Genomic DNA, 24,876 nt, shown 5'->3' with positions numbered 1-24,876 from the left:
TTCGCCGGATGACCGGAGCTGAGCGCCGTGTCGTCCTCCTCCACCCGGCCGGCGGTGCCGGTGACCATATCTCCGAAGCCCACCCGGAGTCCCGAACCGCGCCCCCGCCCGGTGCCGTGGCTGCGGCCGACCATCCGGATACGGCTCACGCTGCTGTACGGCGGCATGTTCCTGATGGCCGGCGTCGTGCTGCTCGCCATCATCTACCTGTTCGTGGCCAACATCCTCAAGAGCGGCATCCCGGAGTTCCGGGTCTTCGGCAGCAACGTCAAGCTGCTCAACATCAGCTGTCCCAACGTGCCGTCGGTCGGCACGATCGACGAGATCAACGCGGGGATCAGCGACTGCCTCCAGAACCACCGCGCGGCGGCCCTCCGCGACTTCCTGAACCGTTCGCTGCTGGCGTTGCTGGGGCTGACCGTGGTGGCGTTCGCGTTCGGGTACGCGATGGCGGGGCGGGTGCTGTCGCCGCTGGGTCGTATCACCCGTACCGCCCAGCGGGTCGCCGGTTCGGATCTGCACCGGCGTATCGAGCTGGGCGGTCCGGACGACGAGCTCAAGGAGCTGGCGGACACCTTCGACGAGATGCTGGACCGGCTGGACCGGGCCTTCGAGTCGCAGCGCCGTTTCGTGGCCAACGCCTCGCACGAGCTGCGCACGCCGCTGGCGATCAACCGGACGCTGCTGGAGGTGCAGCTCGCCGATCCGGACGCGTCGCCGGAGCTGGCGCAGCTGGGCAAGACGCTGCTGGCGACCAACGAGCGCAGTGAGCAGCTGGTGGAGGGCTTGTTGCTGCTGGCCCGCAGCGAGAACAAGATCGTGGACAAGAAGCCGGTGGATCTGGCGGAGGTGGCCTCGCAGGCCCTCGACCAGGCGCGCGCGGAGGCGCAGGCCAAGGGGGTGGAGATCCGGGGCGTACGGCAGCAGGCGTTCGTGCAGGGCAACGGCGTCCTGCTGGAGCGCATCGCGCTGAATCTGGTGCAGAACGCGGTGCGCTACAACGTGCCACCGGAGGGGCGGCGCGAAGCGCTTCCGGCGGAGGGGGGTGGTGGGCGGCAGGCGGGCTGGGTCGAGGTGACCACCGAGCCGCAGCAGGGGTGTGCGGTGCTGGTGGTCTCCAACACCGGCCCGGCCGTTCCGGCGTACGAGGTGGAAAACCTCTTCGAGCCCTTCCGGCGGCTGCGGACCGAGCGTACGGGCAGCGACAAGGGCGTGGGCCTGGGCCTGTCCATCGTGCGCTCCGTGGTGCGCGCCCACGACGGCAGCATCACCGCCACGCCCCGCGAGGGCGGCGGCCTGGTCATGCGGATCTCCTTGCCGGAGTGAGCACGCGCTCCCGCCGGGGCCGGGGGCTGCCGGCCAGGGGCCGATCGTGTGATCGGCGGCCCGGTGCGGTGCTGCGGTTCCGGGGCGGCGGGCGGGTCTGGCACGGTGGGGGGAGTGGCGGCCGGTGACCGCTGCGCCGGACCGCAGGAGCGTTTCGTGTCAGTTGTGCTCTCCGCGCTGTTCGCCCTGCTGACGGCGGTGGCCAACGCCACCGGCACCGTGTTGCAGCGGATCGCGGCACGCCGGGTGCCGCCGGGCGACGCCTTCAGCGTCCGGCTGGTCCGGCACCTGCTGCGCAGCCCGGCGTGGCTGGGCGGGATCGCCGTCATCGTCGGTGCCGCGGCGTGCCAGGCGCTGGCCCTGACGCTGGGGTCGCTGTCACTGGTCCAGCCCATTCTGGTGACCGAACTGCCGTTCACGCTGCTCATCGCCGCCGCGGTGTCGCGACGGCCGCTGCCGGCGGCCGGCTGGGTGGCGTCGGTCATGGTGGCCGCCGGGCTCGGCCTCGCGCTGGCCGCGGCCGCGCCGTCCGGGGGCGGCAGCGAGGCGTCCGCCGGGATGTGGGTCGTGACGCTGCTCGCCTCCGGCGGCGCCATGGCCGCCTGCGTACTCGCCGCCTTGCCGCGGGCCCGCGGCAAGGCACGTGCGGCGCTCTTCAGTTCCGCCTCCGCGATCGGCTACGCCCTGACCGCGACCCTGATGAAGGCCGCGACCGGCACCTTCGAACGCGAGGGCGCGGGCGCCTTCTTCGCCTGCTGGCAGACGTACGCCTTCGTGGCGGCCGGGGCGTGTGCGCTCTTCCTGCTGGCCAACGCCATGGAGTCGGGCCCGCTGGTGGCCTCGCAGCCCGCCCTGACCCTGGGCGAGGCGCTGGTCAGCCTGGCGCTCGGGATCATGGTGTACGGGGAGCGGGTGCGCGGCGGCTGGTGGCTGGTCCCGGAGGCGGTCGGGGCGGTCATGGTCACGTGGGGCGTGGTCGTTCTGCCCCGGGCCGACACGGAGGGGACAGAGGGCACGGAACGGACCGAGGGCACGGCGTGAACCGTTCCGGCGTCCAACTCCGCTGCTAGCGTGGCCCGTTGGGTGAGGGGAGGGGTGGCGCGTGACACCGAGTGTGTTCCGTATCGGCGGCGATCTGGCAGTCCGGCGGCGCGACAGGTGGCCGGAGCAGGCACGGGACGCGACGCGATGATGACCTGGCGGCGGCTCCGGGAGAGCGATTTCCCGCTGGTGCGACGCTGGCTGGCGCAGCCGCACGTGGCCCGGTGGTGGCATCACGACACCTCGCCGGAGGCGGTGGCACGTGACTTCGGCCCGGCGGCCCGCGGCGAGGAACCGTCGCAGGACCTGCTCGTCTTCCTCGACGGCCACCCCCTCGGCCTGGTCCAGCGATCCCGTTTCGCCGACTACCCGGAGTACCGCGCCGAGGTGGCCGCGCTGCTCGCGGTGCCCGGCGAAACGGTGACCCTGGACTACCTCATCGGCGACCCGGAGCAGGTGGGGCGGGGCCTCGGCGCGCACATGATCCGGGCGCTCGTACGGACGACATGGCACGACCACCCGCGCGCTCCCGCCGTCCTGGTGCCGGTGCCGGTGGCCAACCGGGCGTCCTGGCGGGCACTGGAGAAGGCCGGGCTGCGCCGCGTCGCGGAAGGTGAACTCGAACCGGACAGTCCCGCCGCCGGCCGCGCCCACTACCTCTACCGGGTGGAACGCCCGGCGGAACCGGGGGAGGAGTGATCCGCCGCGCCCGGCAGGTGGCCGAGAAAGTCGAGAAGGGCGGCGTTGACCTCGGCGGGACGTTCCTGCTGGGTCCAGTGACCGCAGCCGGGGAGCACCACGCTGCGGTGCAGCTTCGGCGCGACCGTTTCGAGGGACGCGAGAAGTTCCCTGACGCCGTGCAGGGACATCACCATGTCGCGGTCCCCGCCGACGTACAGCGCGGGTACGTCGATGCCGCGGCCCTGGAACGCCGTGAGCAGCTCGTGGTTCCGCTGGATGTTGCGGTACCAGTTCAGGGGGCCGGTGAAGGCCCGCTCCCCGTGCCCGGCGTAGTCGCGTACGAAGGCGTCGATGTCGTCCTCGGTGAGCCAGCCGGGCAGCTGCCGCGGTTCGGGAACCGAGTCGATGAGGGTCGACCCTTCGGGGACGATCCACGGGCGCGGTGACGTGTTGGAAGGGTTGTCGCCCGATCCGCTGAACAGGATGCGCCGGAACGTCGATGCCGGGTCCCGTGCCAGTTCCGCGTCGGCGACGCCCGGTTGCTGGAAGTAGACCTGGTAGAAACCGTCACCGTACCGCTGCCGGGTGACCTGCGGCTGCGCCAGGCCCGCGGGCAGCGCCGGCGGCACGCTCAGTCCCGCGACGGCCCGTACGACGTCCGGGCGGAGCATGGCCGTGACCCAGGCGACGGGCGCGCCCCAGTCGTGGCCCACGACGATGGCCTGTTCCTCGCCGAGGGCGCGGACCAACGCGACGACGTCACCGGCGAGATGGAGCAGGCTGTACGCGTCGGGGTCGCCGGGCTGCTCGCTTCGGGCGTAGCCCCGCTGGTCGGGGGCCACCACCCGGTACCCGGCTTCGGCCAGCGGCCCGAACTGGTGCCGCCAGGAGTACCAGCTCTCCGGGAAGCCGTGCAGCAGCAGGACCAGCGGTCCCTCGCCCTGCTCGGCGATGTGCAGGGTGATTCCGTTGACTTCGACGTAGCTGTGCCGGGGTGTGCTGGTCACTTGTCCTTGTCCTCCCAGACGTACGAGGGCACCGGGCCAGGCGGGAAACCGATCGGTTTCCGCCAGGTGAACCGTAAGCCGGACGGCCGTCGGAAGACACCGCCAGAGGTGTCGGCTTCATCACTCGCGACGCAGCGGACGCCGCCCGGCCCCACCCGTATACCGGTCGGTTTCCGGGCTTCCCCCGCCGCGGTAATCTCCCGGTATGCCCAGTACCGACAAGGCGTCCACCAGGGACCGGCTGCTCGACGCGGCGGCCGAACTCTTCTACCGCGAGGGCGTCTCCATCGGGGTCGAGGCGCTGTGCAGGACGGCCGGGGTGTCCAAGCGCTCCATGTACCAGCTGTTCGACAGCAAGGACGAGGTCTTCGCGGCCAGTTTGAAGCGGCGCGCACCGGCGTACGAGGAGCAGCTCGCCCTCCGTACGGCCGATCCCGGACCGCCGCGTGCGCGCATCCTGTACGTCTTCGAACGGCTGGAGGAACTCGCGGAGACGGTCGGCTACCGGGGCTGCCCCTTCCTCGCCGCGCAGGTCGAACTGAAGAACCCGGGGCACCCGGCCAGCATCGTCGCCGAAGAGGTCAAACGGCATCTGACCGACGCCTTCCGCGCCGAGGCCGAGCGGGGCGGCGCCCGCGACCCCGCCCTGCTGGCACGCCAGTTGACCCTGGTGTTCGACGGCGCGAGCGCTCGCGCCGGGGCAAAGGTCGAGAGCCTGCGCGGACTGGCCGTACACACGGCGGCCGCACTGCTCGACGCGGCGGGCATGGAATAACCCGGCCGGTCCTACTTGCCGCCCCCACCACCCGGGAGCGGCCGCTCAGTGCGTCAGATGGGGGGGGCCTCGTGCCGGACGGTCCCCGGGTACCGGCCCCGGAGACCGGCGCGGCGATGCAGGGACGGGAGGCCGACTGCCCCGACAAGTGGACGGTGGCGTCCGACGGGTGGGGGCTGGGCTGGACGCTACACGCTCCGGGGCGGGGGGCGGCTCGCGCCCTCCGTGAAGGCCTGTCCGGGCGCCGGGTGCGAGCTACGTGCGCCCGGCAGTGCGCCCCCTTAACCACCGGTGACGGGGCACCCGATGGGTGTACCGCACCGACCCGGCCCGACAGAGGTGATTGCTGTGCCCCGTGGCATCGTGAAGTGGTTCGACCACGAACGAGGTGCCGGCCTGGTGGCCCAGGCCGACGGGGGGCCGGACGTGCTGGCCTACCGTTCGGCGATCCAGGGTGACGAGCAGGCCCGCACGCTGACGTCGGGGGAGAGCGTCTCCTTCAATCTCGTCGAGGACTTCGAAGGCATCCGCGCGGAGAACATCTACCGTCTTCCCGGCCGGGGCCGGCCCCGGGCCTGACGGCGGCGCCGTGGCGTCACCGCCGACGGCCCGGCAGTCCCGGGGCCCCGTCTGTCATGGCTGCACCCGTCAAGCGCAGCAAGACTTGCGGAAACCGACGGAAAACCGGCAACCCTCGTGCCGGGGACATCCAAAAACGAACAACCTCGGTGAGGCCCGGCCGCTCGTGCTCCAATGTCCGCACCCTCGCAGAAAAGGGACGGCGGGGGACAGCGGGGATGTATCCGGGCCGGCCGCGGGTTTCGTGACGGGAAGCCGTGACTCCTGCGCCCGGGCGCGGATGCGTCATGTGAGATGAGGCACCAATGGCGTCAGTGGAGGCCCTGCGGGGCACCGCGGGTAAGCAGGAACTGTTCCGTGGTCTGGTGGAGAGTGCGCAGGACGCGATCCTCATCAAGACCCTCGACGGGCGGATCACCTTCTGGAACGGTGCCGCGCAGCGGCTGTACGGCTACGGTGCGAGCGAGGTGGTCGGCCGGCACATCGGTCTGCTGATTCCGCCGGACCTCAAGGACGAGGAGGCCGAGCTGCTGGAGCGGATCGGGCGGGGGGAGCGGATCGAGCACTACGAGACGCGGCGGGCCACCAGTGACGGCCGGGTCCTGGACGTCGACGTGTCGCTGTGGCCGATCCGCAACCGGCGGGGCACCATCAGCGCGGCCTGCTCGACCACGCGGGACATCACCGGGCGCAAGAAGGCCGAACGGGAACTCGCCGAACTGTACGCACAGCAGCGGCACATCGCCCTGGCCCTGCGCCTGATGGGAACCTCCGAACAGATCCCCGGCGCCCGCGCGGCCACCCGCTACCTGCCCTCCACGCAGGGGCAGGGGGTGGGCGGGGACTGGCTCGACCTGATCGACCTGGGCGCCGGACGGGTCGGTGTGATCATCGGGGACGTCATGGGGCGCGGCCTGGACGCGGCCGTGGTCATGGGCCAGTTGCGGTCGGCTGCGCGGGCCCTGGCGTTGGCCGGGACGCCGCCGTGCGAGCTGATCCAGACGCTCGACACGTTCACGCGCGGGCTGCCGGAACAATTCGTCACCTGTACGTACCTGGAAGCGGACCCGGCGCAGGGCGAGGTGACGGCCTGTTCGGCCGGCCACCTGCCGGTCTGGCTCGTCGCCCCGGACGCCACGGTCAGCGCGCTGCCGGTGCCGACCGGCATCCCGCTGGGCGTGGGCGGTGTCCCGCACCAGGAAGTCCGCCTGCCCCTGCGCGCCGGCACGACCCTGGTCCTCTACACCGACGGCCTGGTGGAGACGCCGTACAGCGACATCGACGCGCAACTGGACCTGCTGACCACCACCCTGGCGAAGGTCTTCGCCGGCGCCGAAGGCCTTGAGGACGCCGCCGACCAGATCATGCACGCGATACTGCCGGACACCGCCGCGTACTCCGACGACGTCACGCTCCTGCTGGTCGGCTTTCCCACGGCCCTGCTGGACACGGCCACGGCGGACCTGGCCGGCGAGGCGTCCTCGGTGCCGGAGGGCCGGCACTTCCTGCTCCGGACGCTGCGGACGTGGGGCCTGGCCACGCTGGCCGACACCGCGCTGCTGCTCGCCTCCGAACTTCTGACCAACGCGGTCTGCCACGCACGGGGGCCGCTGACGCTGCGCGTCTGGTACAGCCCCCGCGAACTGGGCGTGGAGGTCACCGACCGCAGTACCACGCCCCGGCCCCGCGCCCGGATCGCGGACGACGCGGAGGAGAGCGGGCGCGGCCTGATGCTCGTCGAGGCCCTCGCCGACGCCTGGGGCACCCGCGCCGAGACCGTGGGCAAGACCGTCTGGTTCACCCTCCTGACGGCATCGGTGCACACCGCCGCCACTGCGCTGACCGGGTGATCGTCGCGGCGCCGCGCATGGCGGCACGCGCGGTGGGCAGTATCGACTCGCTTCGTTCCTCGGGGAAGACGAACGAAGTCCCAGGCGGGCCGTGGGCGTTCGGCGGTGAAGAGCCGGTGACGACGGCGCCCCGGCCCGCCGCCCGCGACCCGGTCACCCGCCCAGGGCCGCCGCCATGCGGTCGAGGTCGGCGAGGAGGTCGGCCAGGCGCCGCTCCGGTACCGCCTCGATCATCTGCCGTTCGATGGCGTAGACGACGGACCTGGCCGCTTCGAGCCGGCTGCCGCCCTCCGGGGTGAGGTGGGCGGGGAGGGCGCGGCCGTGGTCGGTGGTACGGGGCCGGGAGATCAGCCCCGCGTCCTGGAGGCCGCGCAGGACGACGTTCATGGACTGCCGTGTGACGAACGCGCCGCGGGCGAGTTCGGCGTTGGACAGGCCGGGCCGCTGGTCGAGAAGTTCGAGGCACGCGTACTGCGGCACCGTCAGGTCGTGCTCGCGCAGCGCTCTGTCCATGGCGCCGCGCAGTGCCGCCGCGGAGCGTTTGAGGCGGTACCCCACATGTTCGGTGACGTCCTGGGCGGGGTGGGGCGGCGCCACGGGATTCTGGTCTTTCATGTCAGGATCTTGACACAGGGCGTTGGTGTGCGTACAGGCGGAGGCTGCGCGGTCACCACGTGCAAACATAATGTTTGCATCAAAGCGTTGACAGTGAATTGTGTGCTCGCGCATGCTGGTCCGCATGGTGTCGAATTCCGAGCAAGACAGCGCCGCGACCGGCTCCGACCCCTTCTCGCTGCCGGACGCGCAAGAGGCGCGGGCGCGGCGGGTGCACGCTTCGCTGTTCCGGATCGCGGAGCGGCACGCGGCCACCGAGGAGCAGCGAGGACGGCAGGCGCACCCCTCGGTGCTCGGGCCGCACGAGGCGGTGCGGCTGGTGTCGTTCCTGATGAGCGGGGCCGCGCGGCTGGAGGAGGGCGAGCCGGAGGTGGACCGGGCGGACGTCACCGCCGCACTGAGCCTGGTCCCGCTCGTACGGGGAGAACTGGACGAGCTGGAGGCCGGCCTGCTGCGTATGGCGCGGGGGCGGGGCATGACCTGGCCGGAGGTGGCCTTCGGGCTGGGGCTGGGGACTCCGCAGGCGGCCCGGCAGCGGTACGAGCGGCTGATCAGCCGTATCCATGCGGAGACGGATGCGCATACGGAGACGGAGGCGAAGGGAGAGGGGTAGCGGCGGGGCGCAAGGGGTTGGTGGCACGGCAGGTTCGTCCGGGAGCTTCTCTCCCTAAAGCCCGGAGCCTGCACTAACCTGACGTGTCATCACAAGCCGGTACGGTTGGTGACGCCTCGGGGGGCCCGTGCCTGACGATCTCGGATTCGACAAGCTGCTCGTTGACGACGGCTTGGTCGCCCGGCTGCTGGGCAAGACCCGCGCGGGACGCAACCGCAAGCCGCTGTACGGGCCCGACCTGCCCGTGATCCTGCTCGTCGGCGGGCCCGGCATGGGCAAGGGCCGGCTTCTGCGCTGTGTGCGCAACGAGTTCGGACGCCATGTGCCGACGGCGCACGTCGACTGCGGACTGACGGTCTACCGGGAGCAGGCCGAGCAGCACGCGCAGACGCGCTCGGTACTGACCGAGGTGCTGCGCGAGGTCGCCCTCCAGCTCGGCGCGTGGCAGGGCGACGGCGGGCCGATCGCGCTGCCACGCCTGTACGCGGGGCTCGCGGCCGTCGCCGCGAGCGACCCGCTGGCCGATACGACCACCCTGGTGAGCGAGGTACAGCGGCACGACGAGCTGCTGCCGCGGGGCTCCTTCTGGCGCGGGGTGCTGAACCGGGCGGGCAGGGCGTACGTCGGTGTCGTCGCCGGGCTGGTGGCACACCCCGGGGCCGTACCGTTCATCAACGCCGTACTCGACGAGCTGCTCGCCCGGACCTCCCAGGAAGGCAAGGCCCTGCTGGCGGCCTGTTACGGCGAGTACCCGGGCGCGGGCGGGCATCCGAAACTGGGACTGCACTCGCTGGCCTCCCACTTCCAGCAGGGCGGTGAACCGCGCGAGGTGGCGGAGGGCTTCCTCTTCCGCGCGCTGCGGGAGGACGTCGAGGCCGCCTACGTCTCGCTGGTGGGCCGGCTGTCCCGGGCCGGGCGCCCCGCCCTGCTGCTGGACCACGCGGACAACGCTCTGGGCAGACGGCTGGTCAAGCCGGTGCTGGAGGACCGCGAGCGGGGGCTGTACGACCGGCTGGTCGTCCTGGCGACCGCGCGGCGCGAGGACGGCGGGCGCTTCCTCCACCACGTCGGCGACGCCGGTGGCACGGAGGACGACGCGCCCGTCAGCTGGCGGCCCTCCGACGGCGGACTGCCGCGATGGAACCGCCCGTCCGGCGGCATACCGGGCCTCACGCCCTTGGCGCGGGGCGTACTCCTCGTCCGTATGCCGGTGCTGACGCGGGACCAGCAGTCGCGGGAGACGGCCCGCCTACAGGTGCGGCGGGAGCGGGGCGACAACGCGGCGCAGCTGCGCATCGACAGCGGAATCCACCGGCTGAGCGGCGGGCGCCCCCGGTTCGTGACCCGGTTGGGGGAGGCCACCGCCTCACTGGCGTTCCGGGAATCCGGCGACGACACCGACTGGGCCCTGCTGGAGGCCCGGGTACGCGCGGGCGAGGGCGCGGAGGGCCGGCCGGTGGCGGACCTCCTGCTGGACGACCTCGTCGGCCGGCAGCCACCGGAAGGGCTCCCGCCCGAGCAGCGCGGCCACTGGCTCGACCTGCTCAGCCACCTGTCGGTGGCGCACGACGCGGAGTGCGCCCAGGTGCTGATGCGGGAGGTGCAGGGAGGCCGGGACGAGCGCCTGTCCGCGTACCGGATCGCCGAGCTGCTGCGGGACAGCGGCTGGCCGCACTGCCCCCGGCACTTCGTCGGCGACCTCGGCCTGCGCCGCCTGCTGATGCGGCGCCTGTACCGCATGCGGCCCGACGGAGCGGCCTGGCGCGGCGACCAGACCCTGCTGCGGGATCACTACCGCGCACTGGACGACGACGCGGCCGACGAACTCTTCGGCTCCGCCGCCGCACACGGCATGCACCACCACCTGGCCGCCGCCGACGCCGATACGGTCACGGACTACCTCGACCGCACTTTCCTCACCCGCAGCGCGCGGGAATGGTGCGCGGAGCTGCTGGCCATCGCGGAGGCGCCGCTGCTCGGCGGTACCGACGACCGGCGCGCCCGCGCACTGGGCGAGACCGAGGTGGCCGGAGACGTGCGGCGCAAGCGCGTCGACCGGCTGCTGCACGCCGTACGGCTGTGTGAGGACCGTACGCAGCCCGTCGACGAAGCCGTCGCCGACGCCCTGCCCAAGCTGCTGGAACGGCTGGGGGAGGAGCCGGCGGCAGGGGCCGGCGTACTGACCCATACGGCGCGCGACTGGGGCGACCGGCTCGCCGGCAAGCAGCCGCTCAAGCCGTGTACGTGCACGAGACACATCGGGTAGGGGAGGGAGCGGCGTTGCTGAACTGGCTGTACAACACGTTCTGGGCCACTTGGATCCGCAAGATGTTCACGGTGCTCGTCGTCCTGGCCGTGGTCGTACCCCTGGCCTTCCTCGTCCCGGGCAAGATCGGGCAACCCGACTACTGCGCGGAGGGGGTCGAGCGGATCGGCGGCGAGTGCATCGGCGTCAACGGCTCCGGGTACGACTTCGGGACCCGGGAGATCGCGCAGGTGAGCGAGGCGATCCACAACGAGAACAAGCGGGTCGCCGAGCAGCCGGCGGACAGCGTGACCGTGGCGATGATGCTGCCGCTGCAACCGAAGCTGGCCGCCGAGCGCAAGCAGCTCCGCAGCGAGCTGCAAGGGGCGTACCTGGCGCAGTACCGGGCCAACCGGACGGAGAACAAGCCGTTGCTGCGCCTGGTCCTCGCCAACCCCGGCGACGCGTACGCGCAGCAGAAGAAGGTGGTGGACCGGCTCGCGGCGATGGCGGACTCGGGGAGCGACAACCTGCGGGCCGTGACCGGCTTCAACCTGAGCCTCGGCGCCACCAAGGAGGCCATCGCGCGGCTGACCGGCGAACTGGGCATCCCGGTGCTCGCCGGCCGGGTCAGCGCCGACGAGATCGCCAACCCCGACGACCCCCACGGCCGCCCCCCGTTCCCCGGGCTGGCCCGGATCATCCCGACCAACCGGCAGCAGGCGGACGCGCTCGCCGACTTCCACGGCGGCCTCAAGGACGCGGAGACCGTCCTGGTCAAGGACACCCGCCCGCACGACATCTACGTCGAATCGCTCGCCAAGGCGTTCAGCCGGCCGGAACCGGGACCGCCGGGGCCGAAGGACCAGGAATTCAGGTCGCCCGGCATCACGGACCCGGGGGACACCGGAAACGACTTCACCATCATCGGCCACAACATCTGCGCCTCGGACGCGAAGGTGGTCTATTTCGCGGGCCGCCCGGTCCACCTGCGGCTGTTCGCCCTCAAGCTGGCCGAGGTGCCGTGCCACGGGAAGAAATACACCATGGTCAGCGGCTCGGGCGCGGCGACGCTCGACCGGTACATGAGCAAGAGCGACTGGCAGAAACTGGAGGGCGGATCGGGAGAGTCCACGATCACCGTGCAGTACGCGGCGCCGGCCCACCCGGATTCCTGGGACGCGGCACTGCGCAGGTGGGACAAGGAGCGGCAGGCGAGCACGGGCAAGAAACCGGAGGAAAAGGACCGGCCGGCTTATCTGACAGAGCCGCGGGAGCAGTTGCGGGAACTGCGCCGCCTGATCGACCGGCAGACCGCGGGCGATATCGGACCGGTGGAACTGGGGGATTCCAGGACCATGCTGGTCCACGACGGAGTGCAAACCATCGCGGCGGCCGTATTCCTGGCCAATTCCCAGGCGGCCGGCGCGGCCGTCCCGTCGCGCCAACGCGTCGCCGACCAGTGGCCGCGCCTGGAGGCCGCGTACAGGGTGAAGGGCACCAGCGGCTGGATCTGCCTGACCAACGGCGGCAACGCGTACGACAAACCGGTGTCCGTGGTCCAACTCGAACCGCGGACCCGCCGGGTGGCGTTCGTGGGGCTGGGCTGGCCGGCGGGGAAACCCCAGCCCGCCGACTGCGTCGTGCCCAGCGCGACCGGGTGAGGTTCCGTCCATTGCGTGTCGTGTTGTTCCCCCATTGGAGCGGGGTGCCCGCCTGGACGGTGTAGCGGACGGTGCGGCGGGAGAGCATGCGGGACGTACCCCCGGCTTTTCGAACGGGCAGGTGCGCACGAGCGGAAGGCGGCTGCCCGGACCTTTCCCTCGCCGTGTGCCGCCGAGTGGAGAGTGACGCCATGACTTCGACCGCTTCCGGTACCGGAACGCGCGTCGCACACGCTGCGGGGGACGGTGACTTCGCCTGTGAACTGACTACGGAATCCTTACTCCAACTGGTCCGCCGCGATATCGCGGCCATTCACGTACGGAATTTCTGCGACCGGCGGATCGCGGCGGAAGTGGCCCGCAAGGCCGTGCGGCACGAGGCGTTGGGGAATTACCACAAGAAGTACACCAGCACGGTGGGGCGGGTGTTCATGCCGCACATCGACACGGCGTGGGACCCCGAGCGGACCGCCCGGTACCACGACGCCGCCCTGCCCTCGATCCGTGAGGTGCGCGCCCTGTTCGCGCCGCACCTGTCCCCGGTGGACCACGTGCGGCTGCTGCTCCAGGAATGCTGGCCGGCCGGCGCCAACCTGCTGCGGTTGCGGGGGCGCCCGTGCTTCGTCGGCGCGCTGCGCGTGTTCCAGCCGACGACCTCGGTCTTCCATCCGCACAACGACCGCATCGAGCAGGAGACGGACGCCCCCGAGATCGCCGGGGTGACCGAGCAGCTGGTCGCCAACGTCTACCTCCAGGTGCCGGACGAGGGCGGCGACCTCCAGCTGTGGCGGCGCGACCCCACGAGCGATGAGAGCCGGATCATCCTGGAGGTCGAGGGGCTGGACCCGTCCGCCGTGGAGCCTCCACGCCACGTGATCCACCCGCAGGCGGGCGACCTCGTCGTCTTCAGCTCCCGGATGCTGCACGCGGTCACCCCGGCCCGGGACGGGCACCGGGTCGGCACCGCGGCGTTCATCGCCTGCAAGGGGACCGACGAGCCCCTCCTGTACTGGAGCTGACCTGCGGGACCGGCGTCCCGTCGGCCCGGGCCGTGCGAGAGGTCTACGAAGAGTGATGTTCGAAGCACAGGACAGCGTGGCGCCCGGTGCGCCGCAGGGCGGTGGCCCGGCAGGCCGGCCGGGCCCGCCCCCCGCGACCCTGGGGGAGCTGTTCACCCGGCAGGCGGACCGGACGGCCGGGGCCGTCGCCGTGGTCCACGAGGACGTGCGGATGACGTACGCGGAGGTGGAAGCCGCGGCCAACCGGCTGGCCAGGGTGCTGCGCGGCAGGGGCGCCGGCCCGGGGCGCGTGGTGGCGCTGCTGCTGCCCCGTACGGCGGATCTCGTCGTGGCCGTCCTGGCGGTGCTCAAGGCCGGCGCGGCCTATCTGCCGGTGGACCCCGGGTACCCGGCGGAGCGCATCGCGTTCCTGCTGCGCGACGCCGCGGCCGTCGCCGTACTGACGACGCGTGAGGTGTCCGAGGAGGCCGGTGGCCGGGCGGGCGGCACGCTCAGGATCCTGCTCGACGACGACGGTACGCGGCGGCTCCTGGAGGACGCCTCGCCCGCGCCCCTGACCGAAGCCGACCGGGGCGGGCGGCTGAGCCCGCACGACCGCGCGTACGTCATCCACACGTCGGGGTCCACGGGCACCCCGAAAGGCGTGGAGATCACGCACGACAACGTCGCCCGGCTGCTCACCGCGACCGCGCACTGGTTCGGCTTCGGCCCGGACGACACCTGGAGCCTCTTCCACTCCTACGCCTTCGACGTCTCGGTGTGGGAGATGTTCGGCGCGCTGCTGACCGGCGGCCGGCTCGTGGTCGTCCCGTACGCCGTCAGCCGGACGCCCGCCGAGTTCCTGGCCCTGCTCGCCCGCGAGCGGGTCACCGTCCTGTGCCAGACACCGACCGCCTTCTTCCAGCTGTCGGCCGCCGACCGCGAGCACCCCGGCCTGCTGCGCGGCGCCCCGCTGCGCACGGTCGTCCTCGCCGGCGAGGCGCTCGACCCCGCCCGGCTCGGCGACTGGTACGCCCGGCACCCGGACGGCGCTCCGCTGCTGGTCAACATGTACGGCACCACCGAGACCACGGTGCACGCCACCTACGCCGCCTGCAGCCGGAGCACCGCGCGGCCCGGCGCGGCGAGCACCATCGGGCACACCGTCCCCGACCTGCGGTCGTACGTCCTGGACGACCGGCTGGCCGAGGTGCCCGCCGGGGCGACGGGCGAGCTGTACATCGCGGGCGCCGGACTGGCGCGCGGCTACCTCAACCGTCCCGGGCCGACCGCCGAGCGCTTCGTGGCCTGCCCGTCCGGCCCGCCGGGCGCGCGGATGTACCGCACCGGCGACCTGGCGCGGCGCGGGCCCGGCGGCGGGCTGGAGTTCGCCGGCCGCGCCGACGACCAGGTCAAGATCCGCGGCTTCCGGGTCGAACCGGGCGAGGTCGAGTCCGTGCTCGCGGCCCACGAGGACGTCGCCCAGGCGGCGGTGGCCGTCCACCGGGACGCGGACGGCGGGCCGAGCCTGGTCGGCTACGTCGTCCCGCACCCGGACACCGCGGGCGGTGCGGCCGCGGGGCCGGGTGCGGGCGGCGAGGAGACGGTGGAGACCTGGCGGCAGGTCTACGACGACCTGTACTCCGGGGACCGGGCCGCCCCGTTGGGCGAGGACTTCGCGGGCTGGCGGAGCAGCGCCGACGGGCGGCCGATTCCCCTGGAGGAGATGCGCGAGTGGCGGGACGCCGCGGTCGGCCGGGTGCGCGCCCTGCGGCCGCGCCGGATCCTGGAGATCGGCGTGGGCACCGGCCTCCTGCTGGCCGGGCTCGCCCCGCACTGCGAGAGCTACTGGGGCACCGACCTGTCCGCCGCGGCCGTCGCCGGGCTGCGCCGCAAGGTGGCCGCCGACCCCCGCCTGGCCGCCCGCACCACGCTCACCTGCCAGGCCGCCGACGACATGGCGGGGCTCCCGGAGGGCGGCTTCGACGTCGTCGTGCTGAACTCGGTGGTCCAGTACTTCCCGGGCTCCGGCTACCTCCTCGCCGTGCTGCGCGGCGCACTGGACCGCCTCGCGCCCGGCGGCGCCCTCTTCGTCGGCGACGTGCGCGACCTCAGGACGGCCCGGCACTTCCACGCCGCGCCGCAGCGGCGGAAGGCGCACGGGACGGACGACGCCGCGGTCCGGCGGAGCATGGCACGCGACAAGGAACTGCTGATCGACCCCGGGTTCTTCGCCGCTCTGCCCGGCGGGTCGCTTCCGGAGGCGGGCGCGGTGGACATCCGCGTCAAACGGGGGCGGTACCACAACGAGCTGAGCCGCTACCGGTACGACGTGGTGCTGCGCAAGAAGCCGGTCGCGGCGGTGTCCCTCGCCGGCGCGCCCCGGGTGCGCTGGGGGAGCCAGGTACCCGGCCTGCCCGCGCTGGCCGCCCGGCTGCGCGCGGACCGGCCCGGCGCACTACGGGTGAGCGGCATCCCCAACGCGCGCCTGGACGAGGCCGGGCCGCCCGGCACCGTACCGGCGGCCGACCCGGAGGAACTGCACGAACTGGCCGCCGCCGTCGGCTACCGCGCGCTGGTCACCTGGTCCGACGCGGCGGACGGGAGCCTGGACGCCGTATTCGTACCCGATCCGGCGCCGGGCGAAGCGGTGTACACCGACGTCCATCGCCCGGCGGTGCGCGCCGGCGGGGACGCGCGCTCGCTGCGCGCCCTGACCAGCGAACCGGCCCGCCGCCGCGCCGCCGCCGCGCTCGGCACCGCCGTCCGGAAGTTCGCCGCGGCCCGGCTGCCGCACTACATGGTCCCGTCCGCCGTCACGGTCCTCGACGAGCTGCCCATGACGGCCAACGGCAAGCTGGACCGGCGGGCGCTGCCCGAGCCCGACCGGGACGCCGCGCACCGCGGCCCCGGCGGACGCGCACCCCGCGACGCCCGCGAGGAGATCCTGTGCGGCCTCTTCGCGGAGACCCTGGGCCTGCCCGAAGTAGGCCCCGAACAGGACTTCTTCGACCTCGGTGGGCACTCGTTGCTGGCCACGGGGCTGGCGAACCGGGCGCGGTCGGTCTTCGGTACGGAGCTGCCCCTGCGCGCGGTGTTCGAGACACCGACCCCGGCGGGCCTCGCCACGCGACTGGGCTCCGGAGGCCGCCGTCGCCCGGCGCTGACCGCCGGGGACCGCCGCCCCGCCGTCCTGCCGTTGTCCTCCGCGCAGCGCCGCCTGTGGTTCCTGCACCGGCTCGAAGGGCCGCGCCCGGCCCACCACATCCCGCTCACCCTCAGGCTCTCCGGACGGCTCGACCGAAAGGCGCTGGAAGCCGCCCTGGGCGACGTCACGGTGCGCCACGAGCCGCTGCGCACCGTCTTCCCGGAGGACGAAGCGGGCCCCCGGCAGTCCGTGCTGCCCCCGGAGGCCGTGCGGCCCGGGCTGCCGGTCGTCGAGACCACCGGGTACGCCGTACAGCGCCTGGTGCGCGAGGCCGCGCGCCAGGCGTTCGACCTCGCGACGCAACCGCCCGTACGGGCGATCCTGTTCGCCCTGGGCCCCGAAGAGCACCTCCTGTCGCTGACGCTCCACCACATCGCGGCGGACGGCTGGTCGCTGGCTCCCTTGTGGCGTGATCTCTCGTACGCCTACGAGGAACGCCGGCAGGGGCGTGCGCCGGCCTGGGCACCGCTGCCCGCGCAGTACGCCGACTACACCCTCTGGCAGCGCGCACTGCTGGGCACCGGGGGCGGTGGCGGCACTCGGGAGGCCGAACAGCTCGCCTACTGGACGAGGAAACTGGCCGGCCTCCCGGAGCACGTCCCGCTGCCCGGCGCCCGGCCACGCCGGACCGACGCCACCGGACGCAGCGAGAGCTGCCGCTTCCGATGGGACGGCGCCCTCCTGCGAGCGGTACGCGCACTGGCGCGGGAGTGCGGCGCCACTCCCGCGATGGTGGTGCAGGCAGGGCTCGCCGCACTGCTGACGCGCCTCGGCGCCGGCGAGGACATCCCGGTCGGCACGCCCGTCGCAGGACGCACCGACGAGGCGCTGCACGACCTGGTCGGCTGCTTCGTCAACACCCTGGTGCTGCGCGTCGACACCTCGGGCGCCCCGGACTTCCGTACCCTGCTCGCCCGCGTCCGCGAGACCGGCCTGGAAGCGTACGCCCACCAGGACCTGCCCTTCGACCGCGTCGTGGAGGCGCTCAACCCGGACCGCTCGGGCGGCCGGCATCCGCTGTTCCAGACGCTGCTGGTCTGGCAGAACACCCCCGACGCCACACCCCGGCTGCCCGGCCTCGCCGCCGAGGCCGAGGAGCTGGAGACCGGCGCGCTCGTCACCGACCTGGAAATCGGCATCACGGAGACGCCCGGAGGCATCGCCGGGACGGACACGCTGACCGGGACCGCCCACTTCAACGCCGACCTCTTCGACCGGCCCGCCGTCGCGGCGCTCGTGGACCGGCTGCGGCGCCTGCTGGAGGACGTGACCGCGGACCCCGGCCTGCCGATCGGCGACCTGGACGTGCGTACGCCCGAAGAACGCCGCGCGGCACCGGGAGAGGACGTCACCACCGGCCGGGACGGGCCGCCGACCCTGCTGCCGGAACGCTTCGGGAACCAGGCGGCCCGTACACCCCACGCCCCCGCCGTGACCTTCCGCGGCACCACCAAGACCTACGGCGAACTGGACGCCGCGGCCAACCGCCTGGCCCGGCTGCTCATCGAACGGGGCGCCGGGCCCGAGCGGTTCGTGGCGCTGGAGCTGGAGCGCTCGGCGGACCTCGTCGTCGCCGTGCTCGCGGTGCTGAAGACCGGCGCGGCCTACGTGCCGCTGGAGCCGGCACAGCCCGCCGAACGCACCGGGAAGATCCTGCGCGACGCCCGCCCCGTACTGCTCCTCACCACCCGCGTACCGGCGACGGCGCCCCCTGCGCCGCACCCGGCCTGGGACGGGCCGCTGTTGGCCTGGGACGGCCCGGTGGTGACCGAGGCCTTCCGCCGGGGCTCCGGCGAGCCCGTACGCGACCACGAACGCAGCGGCCCCCTGCTCCCGGACCACCCGGCCTACGTCATCCACACCTCGGGTTCCACCGGTGAACCCAAAGGCGTGGTGGTGTCGCACCGCAGTGCGGCCCACCTCTTCACCGCCGCCACCTTCGACTTCCGTGCGGACGACGCCACGCCCCTGCTCCACTCCCACACCTTCGACCTCTCCGTCTGGGAGATGTGGGGCCCCCTGTCGCACGGCGCCCGGCTGGTCGTCGTGCCGTACGAGGAGAGCAGGTCCCCGGCGGAGCTGCTGCGGCTGCTGGCCGAGGAAGGCGTCACCCAACTCCACCAGATCCCCTCCGCCTTCGCACAGCTGACGCACGCCCTGCGCGAGAACCCCGGCCTCGCCGCGAAGCTGGCGCTGCGCCGCGTCGAACTCGGCGCCGAGGCGCTGCCGGCCCGCACCGCACGGGAGGGCCGTGACCTGCTGCCCGGAGCGCGCTTCGGCCACGCGTACGGGCCCACGGAGACCACGGTGTTCGTGGTCGCCGGTTTCCTCGACGGGCCGCTGCCGGACGCCGGGACGCCACCCCTCGGCCGGCCGCTGGACGGCATCCGCGCCTACCTCCTGGACGACGCGCTGCGCCCGGTGCCGCCGGGCGTCGCGGCGGAACTGTACGTCGCGGGCGCCGCGGTGGCCCGGGGCTACGTGAACCGGCCGGGACTGACGGCGGAGCGTTTCGTGGCGTGCCCGTACGGCGCGGGCGAGCGCATGTACCGGACCGGGGACGTGGTGCGGCAGCGCCCGGACGGCCTGTTGGAGTTCGTGGGACGCGCGGACGAGCAGGTCAAGGTGCGGGGCTTCCGCGTCGAACCGGGCGAGGTGCGGGCCGTGCTGGCCGCGCACCCGGCGGTCGGCACGGCCGAGGTCGTCGCCCGCGAGGACCGGCCGGGCGACCGGCGGCTGGTGGCGTACGTGACGCCCGCCGCAGGGCCGGCCGCCGACCCACGGGAACTGCGCGGCTACGCCGCCGAACGCCTGCCGGACCACATGGTGCCCGCCGCGGTCGTCGTCCTCGACGCGCTGCCGCTGACCGCCCACGGCAAACTGGACCGCTCCCGGCTCCCGGCCCCGGACTACACCGCGGCCTCCTCGCACAGGGCGCCGCGCGACGACCGGGAGCGCACGCTGTGCCGCCTCTTCGCCGACGTACTCGGCCTCGACGCCGGCGCGGCGGGCGTGGACGACAACTTCTTCGACCTCGGCGGCGACAGCATCATCGCCATCCAGCTCGTGAGCCGCGCCCGGCGGGCGGGCCTCGCCCTGACCCCGCGCGACGTCTTCCGCCACCGGACCGTCGAAGCCCTCGCCGCGCGGGCAGGCGACGTCACGGAGACGCCCGCCGGGCCGGCCGGGACCTCCGGGCCCTCCGGCCACGACAGCGGCCCGCTGCCCCTGACCCCCGTCATGCACGCCCTCCGGGAAACCGGCGGGCCGGTGGCCGGCTGCCACCAGGCGGTCCTGCTCCAGGTGCCGCCCGGCGTGGGCACCCGGCACCTGACCACCGCGCTGCACACGGTGACCGGCCACCACGACGCGCTGCGCCTGCGGCTGACCCGGGTCGGCGGCGTGGTCTGGACCCTGGACATCGCCGCGCCCGGCACGGACCCGGCGGGCCCGGATTTCGTCCACCGGGTGGACACCGCCGGCCTGGACGACGCGGCGCTCGACGCGGCGGTACGCCACCACAAGGACGCCGCCCAAAGCCGGCTCGACCCGGAGTCGGGCGAGACAGCGGGCCTCTTGCAAGCCGTCTGGTTCGACGCCGGTCCCACCCGGCCGGGGCGGCTGCTGCTGATGATCCACCATCTCGCCGTGGACGGCGTCTCCTGGCGCATCCTGCTGTCCGACCTGAAAGCCGCCTGGCAGGCCGCGGCAGCCGGCCGCCGCGCCGAACCGGAACCGGTGGGCACCTCCCTGCGTGCCTGGTCGCAGCGGCTGGTGGAACAGGCCCAGCGGCACGACCGCATCGCCGAGCTCCCCCTGTGGACCGGCATGCTCGGCGCCCCCGACGCCCCCCTCTCCCGGCTGCCGTACGACGAGGCGCGCGACCTCACGAGCACGGTGCGGCGGCTGACGCTGACCCTCCCGCCCGAACATACGGCCCCGCTGCTCGGCCCGGTACCCGGCACCCTGCACGGCACGACCGACGACATCCTGCTCACCGCCCTCGGCATCGCCGTGGCCGACTGGCGCCGCCGCCGTACGGGATGCCAGGACACCGCCGTACTGCTGGACGTCGAAGGGCACGGCCGCGAGGACCTGTCCGGCGCGGACGGAACTGCCGCAGGCTGCACCGACCTGGCGCGGACCGTCGGCCTGCTCACCAGCGTCCACCCCGTACGCCTCGACCCGGGCAACGCCGACGCGGCCCGGCTCCACGCCGGCGGCCCCGCGCTGGACCGGGCCTACCGGCGCGTCAAGGAACAGCTGCGCGCGATTCCCGGCAACGGTCTCGGCTACGGGCTGCTGCGCCACCTCAACACCCAGACCGGACCGGCCCTCGCCCGCGGGGCCCGCCCGCTCGTCGGCTACAACTACCTCGGCCGGCTCCCCGGGAACGGCGGGGACTGGGCACCGGTCCCCGGCTCGGGAGGCATCACCGGCGGCGCCGACCCCGCGATGCCCGCCGCCCACCTCCTCGCTCTCGACGCGCTGGTCGAGGACCGGGCGGACGGCCCGGTGCTGACGGCGGCCTGGTCCTGGCCCGCCGCCTTGTTCACCGAGGACGAGGTACGCGACCTCGCGGACACCTGGTCCGGCCTCCTCACCGCGTTCGCGGGCCGGGCCACGGACCCGGACGCGGACGGCCGCACGCCCGCCGACTTCCCGCTCGTCGCCCTCACCGAGGACGAGACCGCGCGGCTGGCCGGGGACTGCCCGGACCTGGCCGACGTCTGGCCCCTCACCCCGCTCCAGGAGGGCCTGCTCTTCCACACCCTGTACGACGAGCAGGCCCCGGACGTCTACACCAGCCAACTCGCCGTGGACCTGCACGGCCCCCTCGACCCCGACGCGCTGCGCAGGGCGGGCCGGGCCGTGCTGGAGCGCCACCCGGCGCTCCGCGTCGCCTTCCGGCACCAGGGCCTGCGCACCCCCGTACAGGTGGTGCCCCACGCGCGGGCGGTGACGCTCCCGTGGAGCGAACACGACCTGTCGGACCTGCCGGGCGACGCGCAAGCCACCCGAGCGGACCGCATCGCGGCCGACGAGCGAGCCACCCGCTTCGACCTCGCCCGCGGCCCGCTGCTGCGGCTCGCCCTGCTCCGCCTCGGCCCAGGACACCACCGGCTGCTGCTGACGGTCCAGCACCTGATCCTCGACGGCTGGTCCGCGCCGCTGGTCCTGCGGGACCTCCTCGCCGTCCACGCCGCAGGCGGCGACCCCGCAAGCCTGGCGGCCCCGGCACCGTACGAGGACTACCTGCGCTGGCTCGCCGCCCAGGACCGCACGGCAGCCGAAACCGCCTGGCGGCACGCGCTGTCCGGGGTGGACGCACCGACCCTGGTCGCGTCCGGGCACGCCGCCGACGGGACGGTGGAACACCAGCGCGTCCGCTCCACACTGTCCGAAGGGCTGACCGCCGGCCTGCGCGCGCTGGCCCGCCGCCATGGGCTGACGCTCAACACCGTGCTCCAGGGAGCCTGGGCCGTGGTGCTGCGCTGCCTGACCGGGCAGGACGACGTCCTCTTCGGCGCCACGGTCGCAGGCCGCCCCGCCGGTGTGCCCGGTGTGGAAGGCATGGTCGGCATGTTCAACAACACCCTGCCGGTACGCGTACGCCTCAAAGCGGCACAGCCGTTCTCCCAGGTGCTCTCCCGTCTCCAGGACGAGCAGGCCGGGCTGCTGCCCCACCAGCACCTCGGCCTCTCCGGCCTGCACCGCCTGAGCGGCCACGACCAGCTCTTCGACACCCTCCTCGTCTTCGAGAACCTGCCGCCGGACACACCGGACACAGGCCCGGTCCGCGTCACGGAAACCCGCGTCACCAACGGCACCCACTACCCACTCAGCCTGGCCGCTCTCCCGGGCGAGCGGCTGCACCTCAAACTGGGCCACCGCCCCGACGTCTTCGACGGAACCACCGCGGCCGCCATCCTCGGCCGCCTGGTCCGCGTCCTGAAGGCGGCGGCGGCCGACTCGGACCGGCCGGTGGCCGATCTCCCCGTCCTCTCACCCGGTGAACGAACCCGCGTACTGACCACCTGGAGCGCCGCGCCCCGGCCCGCCCCCGAGCCGCAGACCTGGCCCGCCCTCTTCGAAGCACAGGCCGCTCGCACACCACAGGCAACAGCGGTACGGAGCGCCGACACCACCCTGACCTACGCCCAACTGGACGCGGCCGCCAACCGGTTGGCCCGCCTGCTCGTCCCGCGCGGCGCGGGCCCCGAGCAGCTGGTGGCCCTCGCGCTGCCCCGCTCCGCCGAAATGGTCGTCGCCGTCCTGGCGGTACTGAAGGCAGGTGCCGCCTACGTACCTTTGGACCCGGCCTACCCGGCCGCGCGCATCGCGTACCTGCTGGACGCCACCCGCCCGGCGCTGTTGCTGACAGACAGCACCACGGCCAAAACCCTGCCCCCCGGCACGGAACCCCGCCTCACACTGGACGCCCCGGACACCCGCGCCCTGCTGGCCGACCTACCGGACACCCCTGTCCGTGACACCGAACGCAACGCGCCCCTGCTGCCCAAGCACCCCGCCTACGTCATCCACACCTCCGGCTCGACCGGCGGGCCGAAGGGCGTACTCGTCCCGCACCAAGGCATCGCCGCGCTGGCCACGGCACAGATCGAACGCTTCGGTACCGGGCCGGAAAGCGTCGTCCTGCTCTTCGCCTCCCTCAGCTTCGACGCCTCCGTGTCCGACCTGTGCACCGCGCTGCTCTCCGGAGCCACCCTCGCCGTCGCACCCGCCGACGACCTCCTCGCAGGCGAGCAACTGGCCGACGTCGTTGCCCGGTTCGGCGTGACCCACCTGAAACTCCCGCCGAGTGTCCTCGCGGAACTGCCCGCCGGCGCTCTGCCACGGCGGGTCTCGCTCGCGGTGGCCGGCGAGCCCTGCCCGCCGGAACTGGCGGCGCGATGGTGCGCCACGCACCGCCTCGTCAATGCGTACGGGCCGACGGAGGCGACGGTGTGTGTGTCGATGTCGGGGCCGTTGGGGGGTGGTGTGCCGCCGGTTGGTAGGCCGGTGTGGGGTGTGCGTGTGTTTGTGTTGGATGGGGGGTTGCGGCCGGTGCCGGTGGGTGTGGTGGGGGAGTTGTATGTGGGGGGTGTGGGGTTGGCGCGTGGGTATGTGGGGCGGTGTGGGTTGACTGCGGAGCGGTTTGTGGCGTGTCCGTTTGGTGGGGTGGGAGAGCGGATGTATCGGACGGGTGATGTGGTGCGGTGGCGGGTTGATGGGGAGTTGGAGTTTGTGGGGCGGGCGGATGGTCAGGTGAAGGTGCGGGGTTTTCGTGTCGAGCCGGGTGAGGTCGAGGCGGTGTTGGGTGCTCATCCGGGTGTGGGTCGGGCTGTGGTCGTGGCGCGGGAGGACCGGCCGGGCGATGTCCGGCTGGTGGCGTACGTTGTCCCCGGCGCCGGCGACCCCCCTGGCCCTGCGGAGCTGCGCCGGCACCTGACCGAGCGGCTCCCTGCCCACCTGGTGCCCTCGGCGGTCGTCGTCCTGGACGCGCTGCCCCTGACGCCCAACGGCAAGCTGGACCGACGGGCGCTGCCGGAGCCGGAGAGGGCCGCCGCCGGACGCGGCCCGCGCGACCCGCGCGAGGACATCCTGTGCGGCCTGTTCGCCGAGGTGCTCGGCCTGCCGTCAGCCGGTGCCGAGGACGACTTCTTCGAGCTGGGCGGCCACTCGCTCCTCGCGACCAGGCTCGTCAGTCTCGCCCGCCCGGCGCTGGGCCGCGAGCTGACCATCCGCGCCCTGTTCGAGGCGCGCACCCCGGCCGCCCTGGCGCGGCGTCTCGACAGCGCGGCGGCCGCCCGTCCCGCCGTCGTACGCGCCGAGCGGCCTTCCCGGCTGCCGCTGTCGTTCGCGCAGCGGCGCTTGTGGTTCCTGCATCGGCTGGAGGGGCCGAGTGCGACGTACAACGTGCCGTTGGTGTTGCGGTTGCGGGGAGTGGTGGATGCCGGGGCGTTGGATGCGGCGTTGGGTGATGTGGTGGAGCGTCATGAGGTGTTGCGTACGGTGTTCGCCGAGTCGGCGGACGGTGAGCCGTACCAGGTGATCCGTGACCACGCGGCGGACCGCGCGTACCTGAAGGTCACGCAGGTGGAGAGACCATCGGCCGACTGCCCCGAGGTGACGCAGGCCGCTCGGTACGCGTTCGACCTGGCCTCCGAGATTCCCATCCGTGCTGAGTTGTTTGTGGGTTGTGGTGTTGAGTCGGTGTTGGTGGTGGTGGTGCATCATGTTGCGGCGGATGGGTGGTCGTTGGGTCCGTTG

The 24,876-nt window shown here is 73.3% G+C and carries 13 protein-coding genes; 11 read left to right on the top strand and 2 right to left on the bottom strand.

What is annotated here, in order from left to right:
* Positions 1-54 precede the first annotated feature (54 nt).
* The 3 genes from ACH4K4_RS37835 (at position 55) to ACH4K4_RS37825 (ending at position 3,066) form a co-directional block, all read left to right on the top strand.
* Positions 55-1,326, top strand: a complete 1,272-nt coding sequence (locus ACH4K4_RS37835; RefSeq protein WP_398174621.1) for a sensor histidine kinase — start codon at positions 55-57, stop codon at positions 1,324-1,326.
* 156 nt (positions 1,327-1,482) lie between these two features.
* The gene (locus tag ACH4K4_RS37830) at positions 1,483-2,367 is read left to right on the top strand and encodes a DMT family transporter (RefSeq protein WP_398174618.1); all 885 of its coding nucleotides are present in this window, start codon (positions 1,483-1,485) and stop codon (positions 2,365-2,367) included.
* 147 nt (positions 2,368-2,514) lie between these two features.
* On the top strand, positions 2,515-3,066 hold the full coding sequence (locus tag ACH4K4_RS37825) for a GNAT family N-acetyltransferase (protein WP_398174647.1): 552 nt from the start codon (positions 2,515-2,517) through the stop codon (positions 3,064-3,066).
* On the opposite strand, the gene ACH4K4_RS37820 is transcribed toward ACH4K4_RS37825, so the two are convergent.
* On the bottom strand, positions 3,027-4,055 hold the full coding sequence (locus ACH4K4_RS37820) for an alpha/beta fold hydrolase (RefSeq protein ID WP_398174615.1): 1,029 nt from the start codon (positions 4,053-4,055) through the stop codon (positions 3,027-3,029). The genes ACH4K4_RS37825 and ACH4K4_RS37820 overlap by 40 nt on opposite strands.
* 205 nt (positions 4,056-4,260) lie before the next feature.
* Between ACH4K4_RS37820 and ACH4K4_RS37815 the strand changes: the two genes are divergently transcribed.
* The 3 genes from ACH4K4_RS37815 to ACH4K4_RS37805 all read left to right on the top strand — a co-directional run bounded on the left by ACH4K4_RS37815 (position 4,261) and on the right by ACH4K4_RS37805 (position 7,259).
* Positions 4,261-4,830 (top strand): TetR/AcrR family transcriptional regulator, encoded by a 570-nt coding sequence (locus ACH4K4_RS37815; protein WP_398174612.1) that lies wholly within the window; start codon positions 4,261-4,263, stop codon positions 4,828-4,830.
* A gap of 348 nt (positions 4,831-5,178) precedes the next feature.
* Positions 5,179-5,409: a cold shock domain-containing protein gene (locus ACH4K4_RS37810; protein WP_360139717.1), complete on the top strand. Its 231-nt coding sequence runs from the start codon at positions 5,179-5,181 to the stop codon at positions 5,407-5,409.
* A gap of 305 nt (positions 5,410-5,714) precedes the next feature.
* On the top strand, positions 5,715-7,259 hold the full coding sequence (locus ACH4K4_RS37805) for a SpoIIE family protein phosphatase (RefSeq protein ID WP_398174609.1): 1,545 nt from the start codon (positions 5,715-5,717) through the stop codon (positions 7,257-7,259).
* A 153-nt stretch (positions 7,260-7,412) separates the two neighbouring features.
* Here ACH4K4_RS37805 and ACH4K4_RS37800 read toward each other — a convergent pair whose 3' ends face one another.
* Entirely contained in the window at positions 7,413-7,874 is a 462-nt protein-coding gene (locus tag ACH4K4_RS37800) for a MarR family winged helix-turn-helix transcriptional regulator (protein ID WP_398174606.1), read from the bottom strand.
* Between the two features lie 124 nt (positions 7,875-7,998).
* Here ACH4K4_RS37800 and ACH4K4_RS37795 point away from each other — a divergent pair, with 124 nt between their 5' ends.
* From ACH4K4_RS37795 to ACH4K4_RS37775, 5 genes are all read left to right on the top strand, one after another.
* Complete coding sequence (locus ACH4K4_RS37795; protein WP_398174603.1) at positions 7,999-8,487, top strand: DNA-binding protein; 489 nt, start codon at positions 7,999-8,001, stop codon at positions 8,485-8,487.
* 127 nt (positions 8,488-8,614) lie between these two features.
* Complete coding sequence (locus ACH4K4_RS37790; RefSeq protein ID WP_398174600.1) at positions 8,615-10,753, top strand: hypothetical protein; 2,139 nt, start codon at positions 8,615-8,617, stop codon at positions 10,751-10,753.
* 14 nt (positions 10,754-10,767) lie between these two features.
* Positions 10,768-12,396: an ABC transporter substrate-binding protein gene (locus ACH4K4_RS37785; protein WP_398174597.1), complete on the top strand. Its 1,629-nt coding sequence runs from the start codon at positions 10,768-10,770 to the stop codon at positions 12,394-12,396.
* Between the two features lie 191 nt (positions 12,397-12,587).
* On the top strand, positions 12,588-13,415 hold the full coding sequence (locus tag ACH4K4_RS37780) for a 2OG-Fe(II) oxygenase (RefSeq protein ID WP_398174594.1): 828 nt from the start codon (positions 12,588-12,590) through the stop codon (positions 13,413-13,415).
* Between the two features lie 55 nt (positions 13,416-13,470).
* Positions 13,471-24,876: amino acid adenylation domain-containing protein (locus ACH4K4_RS37775; protein WP_398174591.1), on the top strand; the 11,406-nt coding region annotated here is incomplete at its 3' end.

The organism is Streptomyces sp. NPDC017529 (assembly GCF_044329785.1).
Taxonomy (GTDB): Bacteria; Actinomycetota; Actinomycetes; order Streptomycetales; family Streptomycetaceae; genus Streptomyces.
Note: the sequence above shows the minus strand (reverse complement) of the source record. Positions and strands in the feature narration are given on the sequence as shown.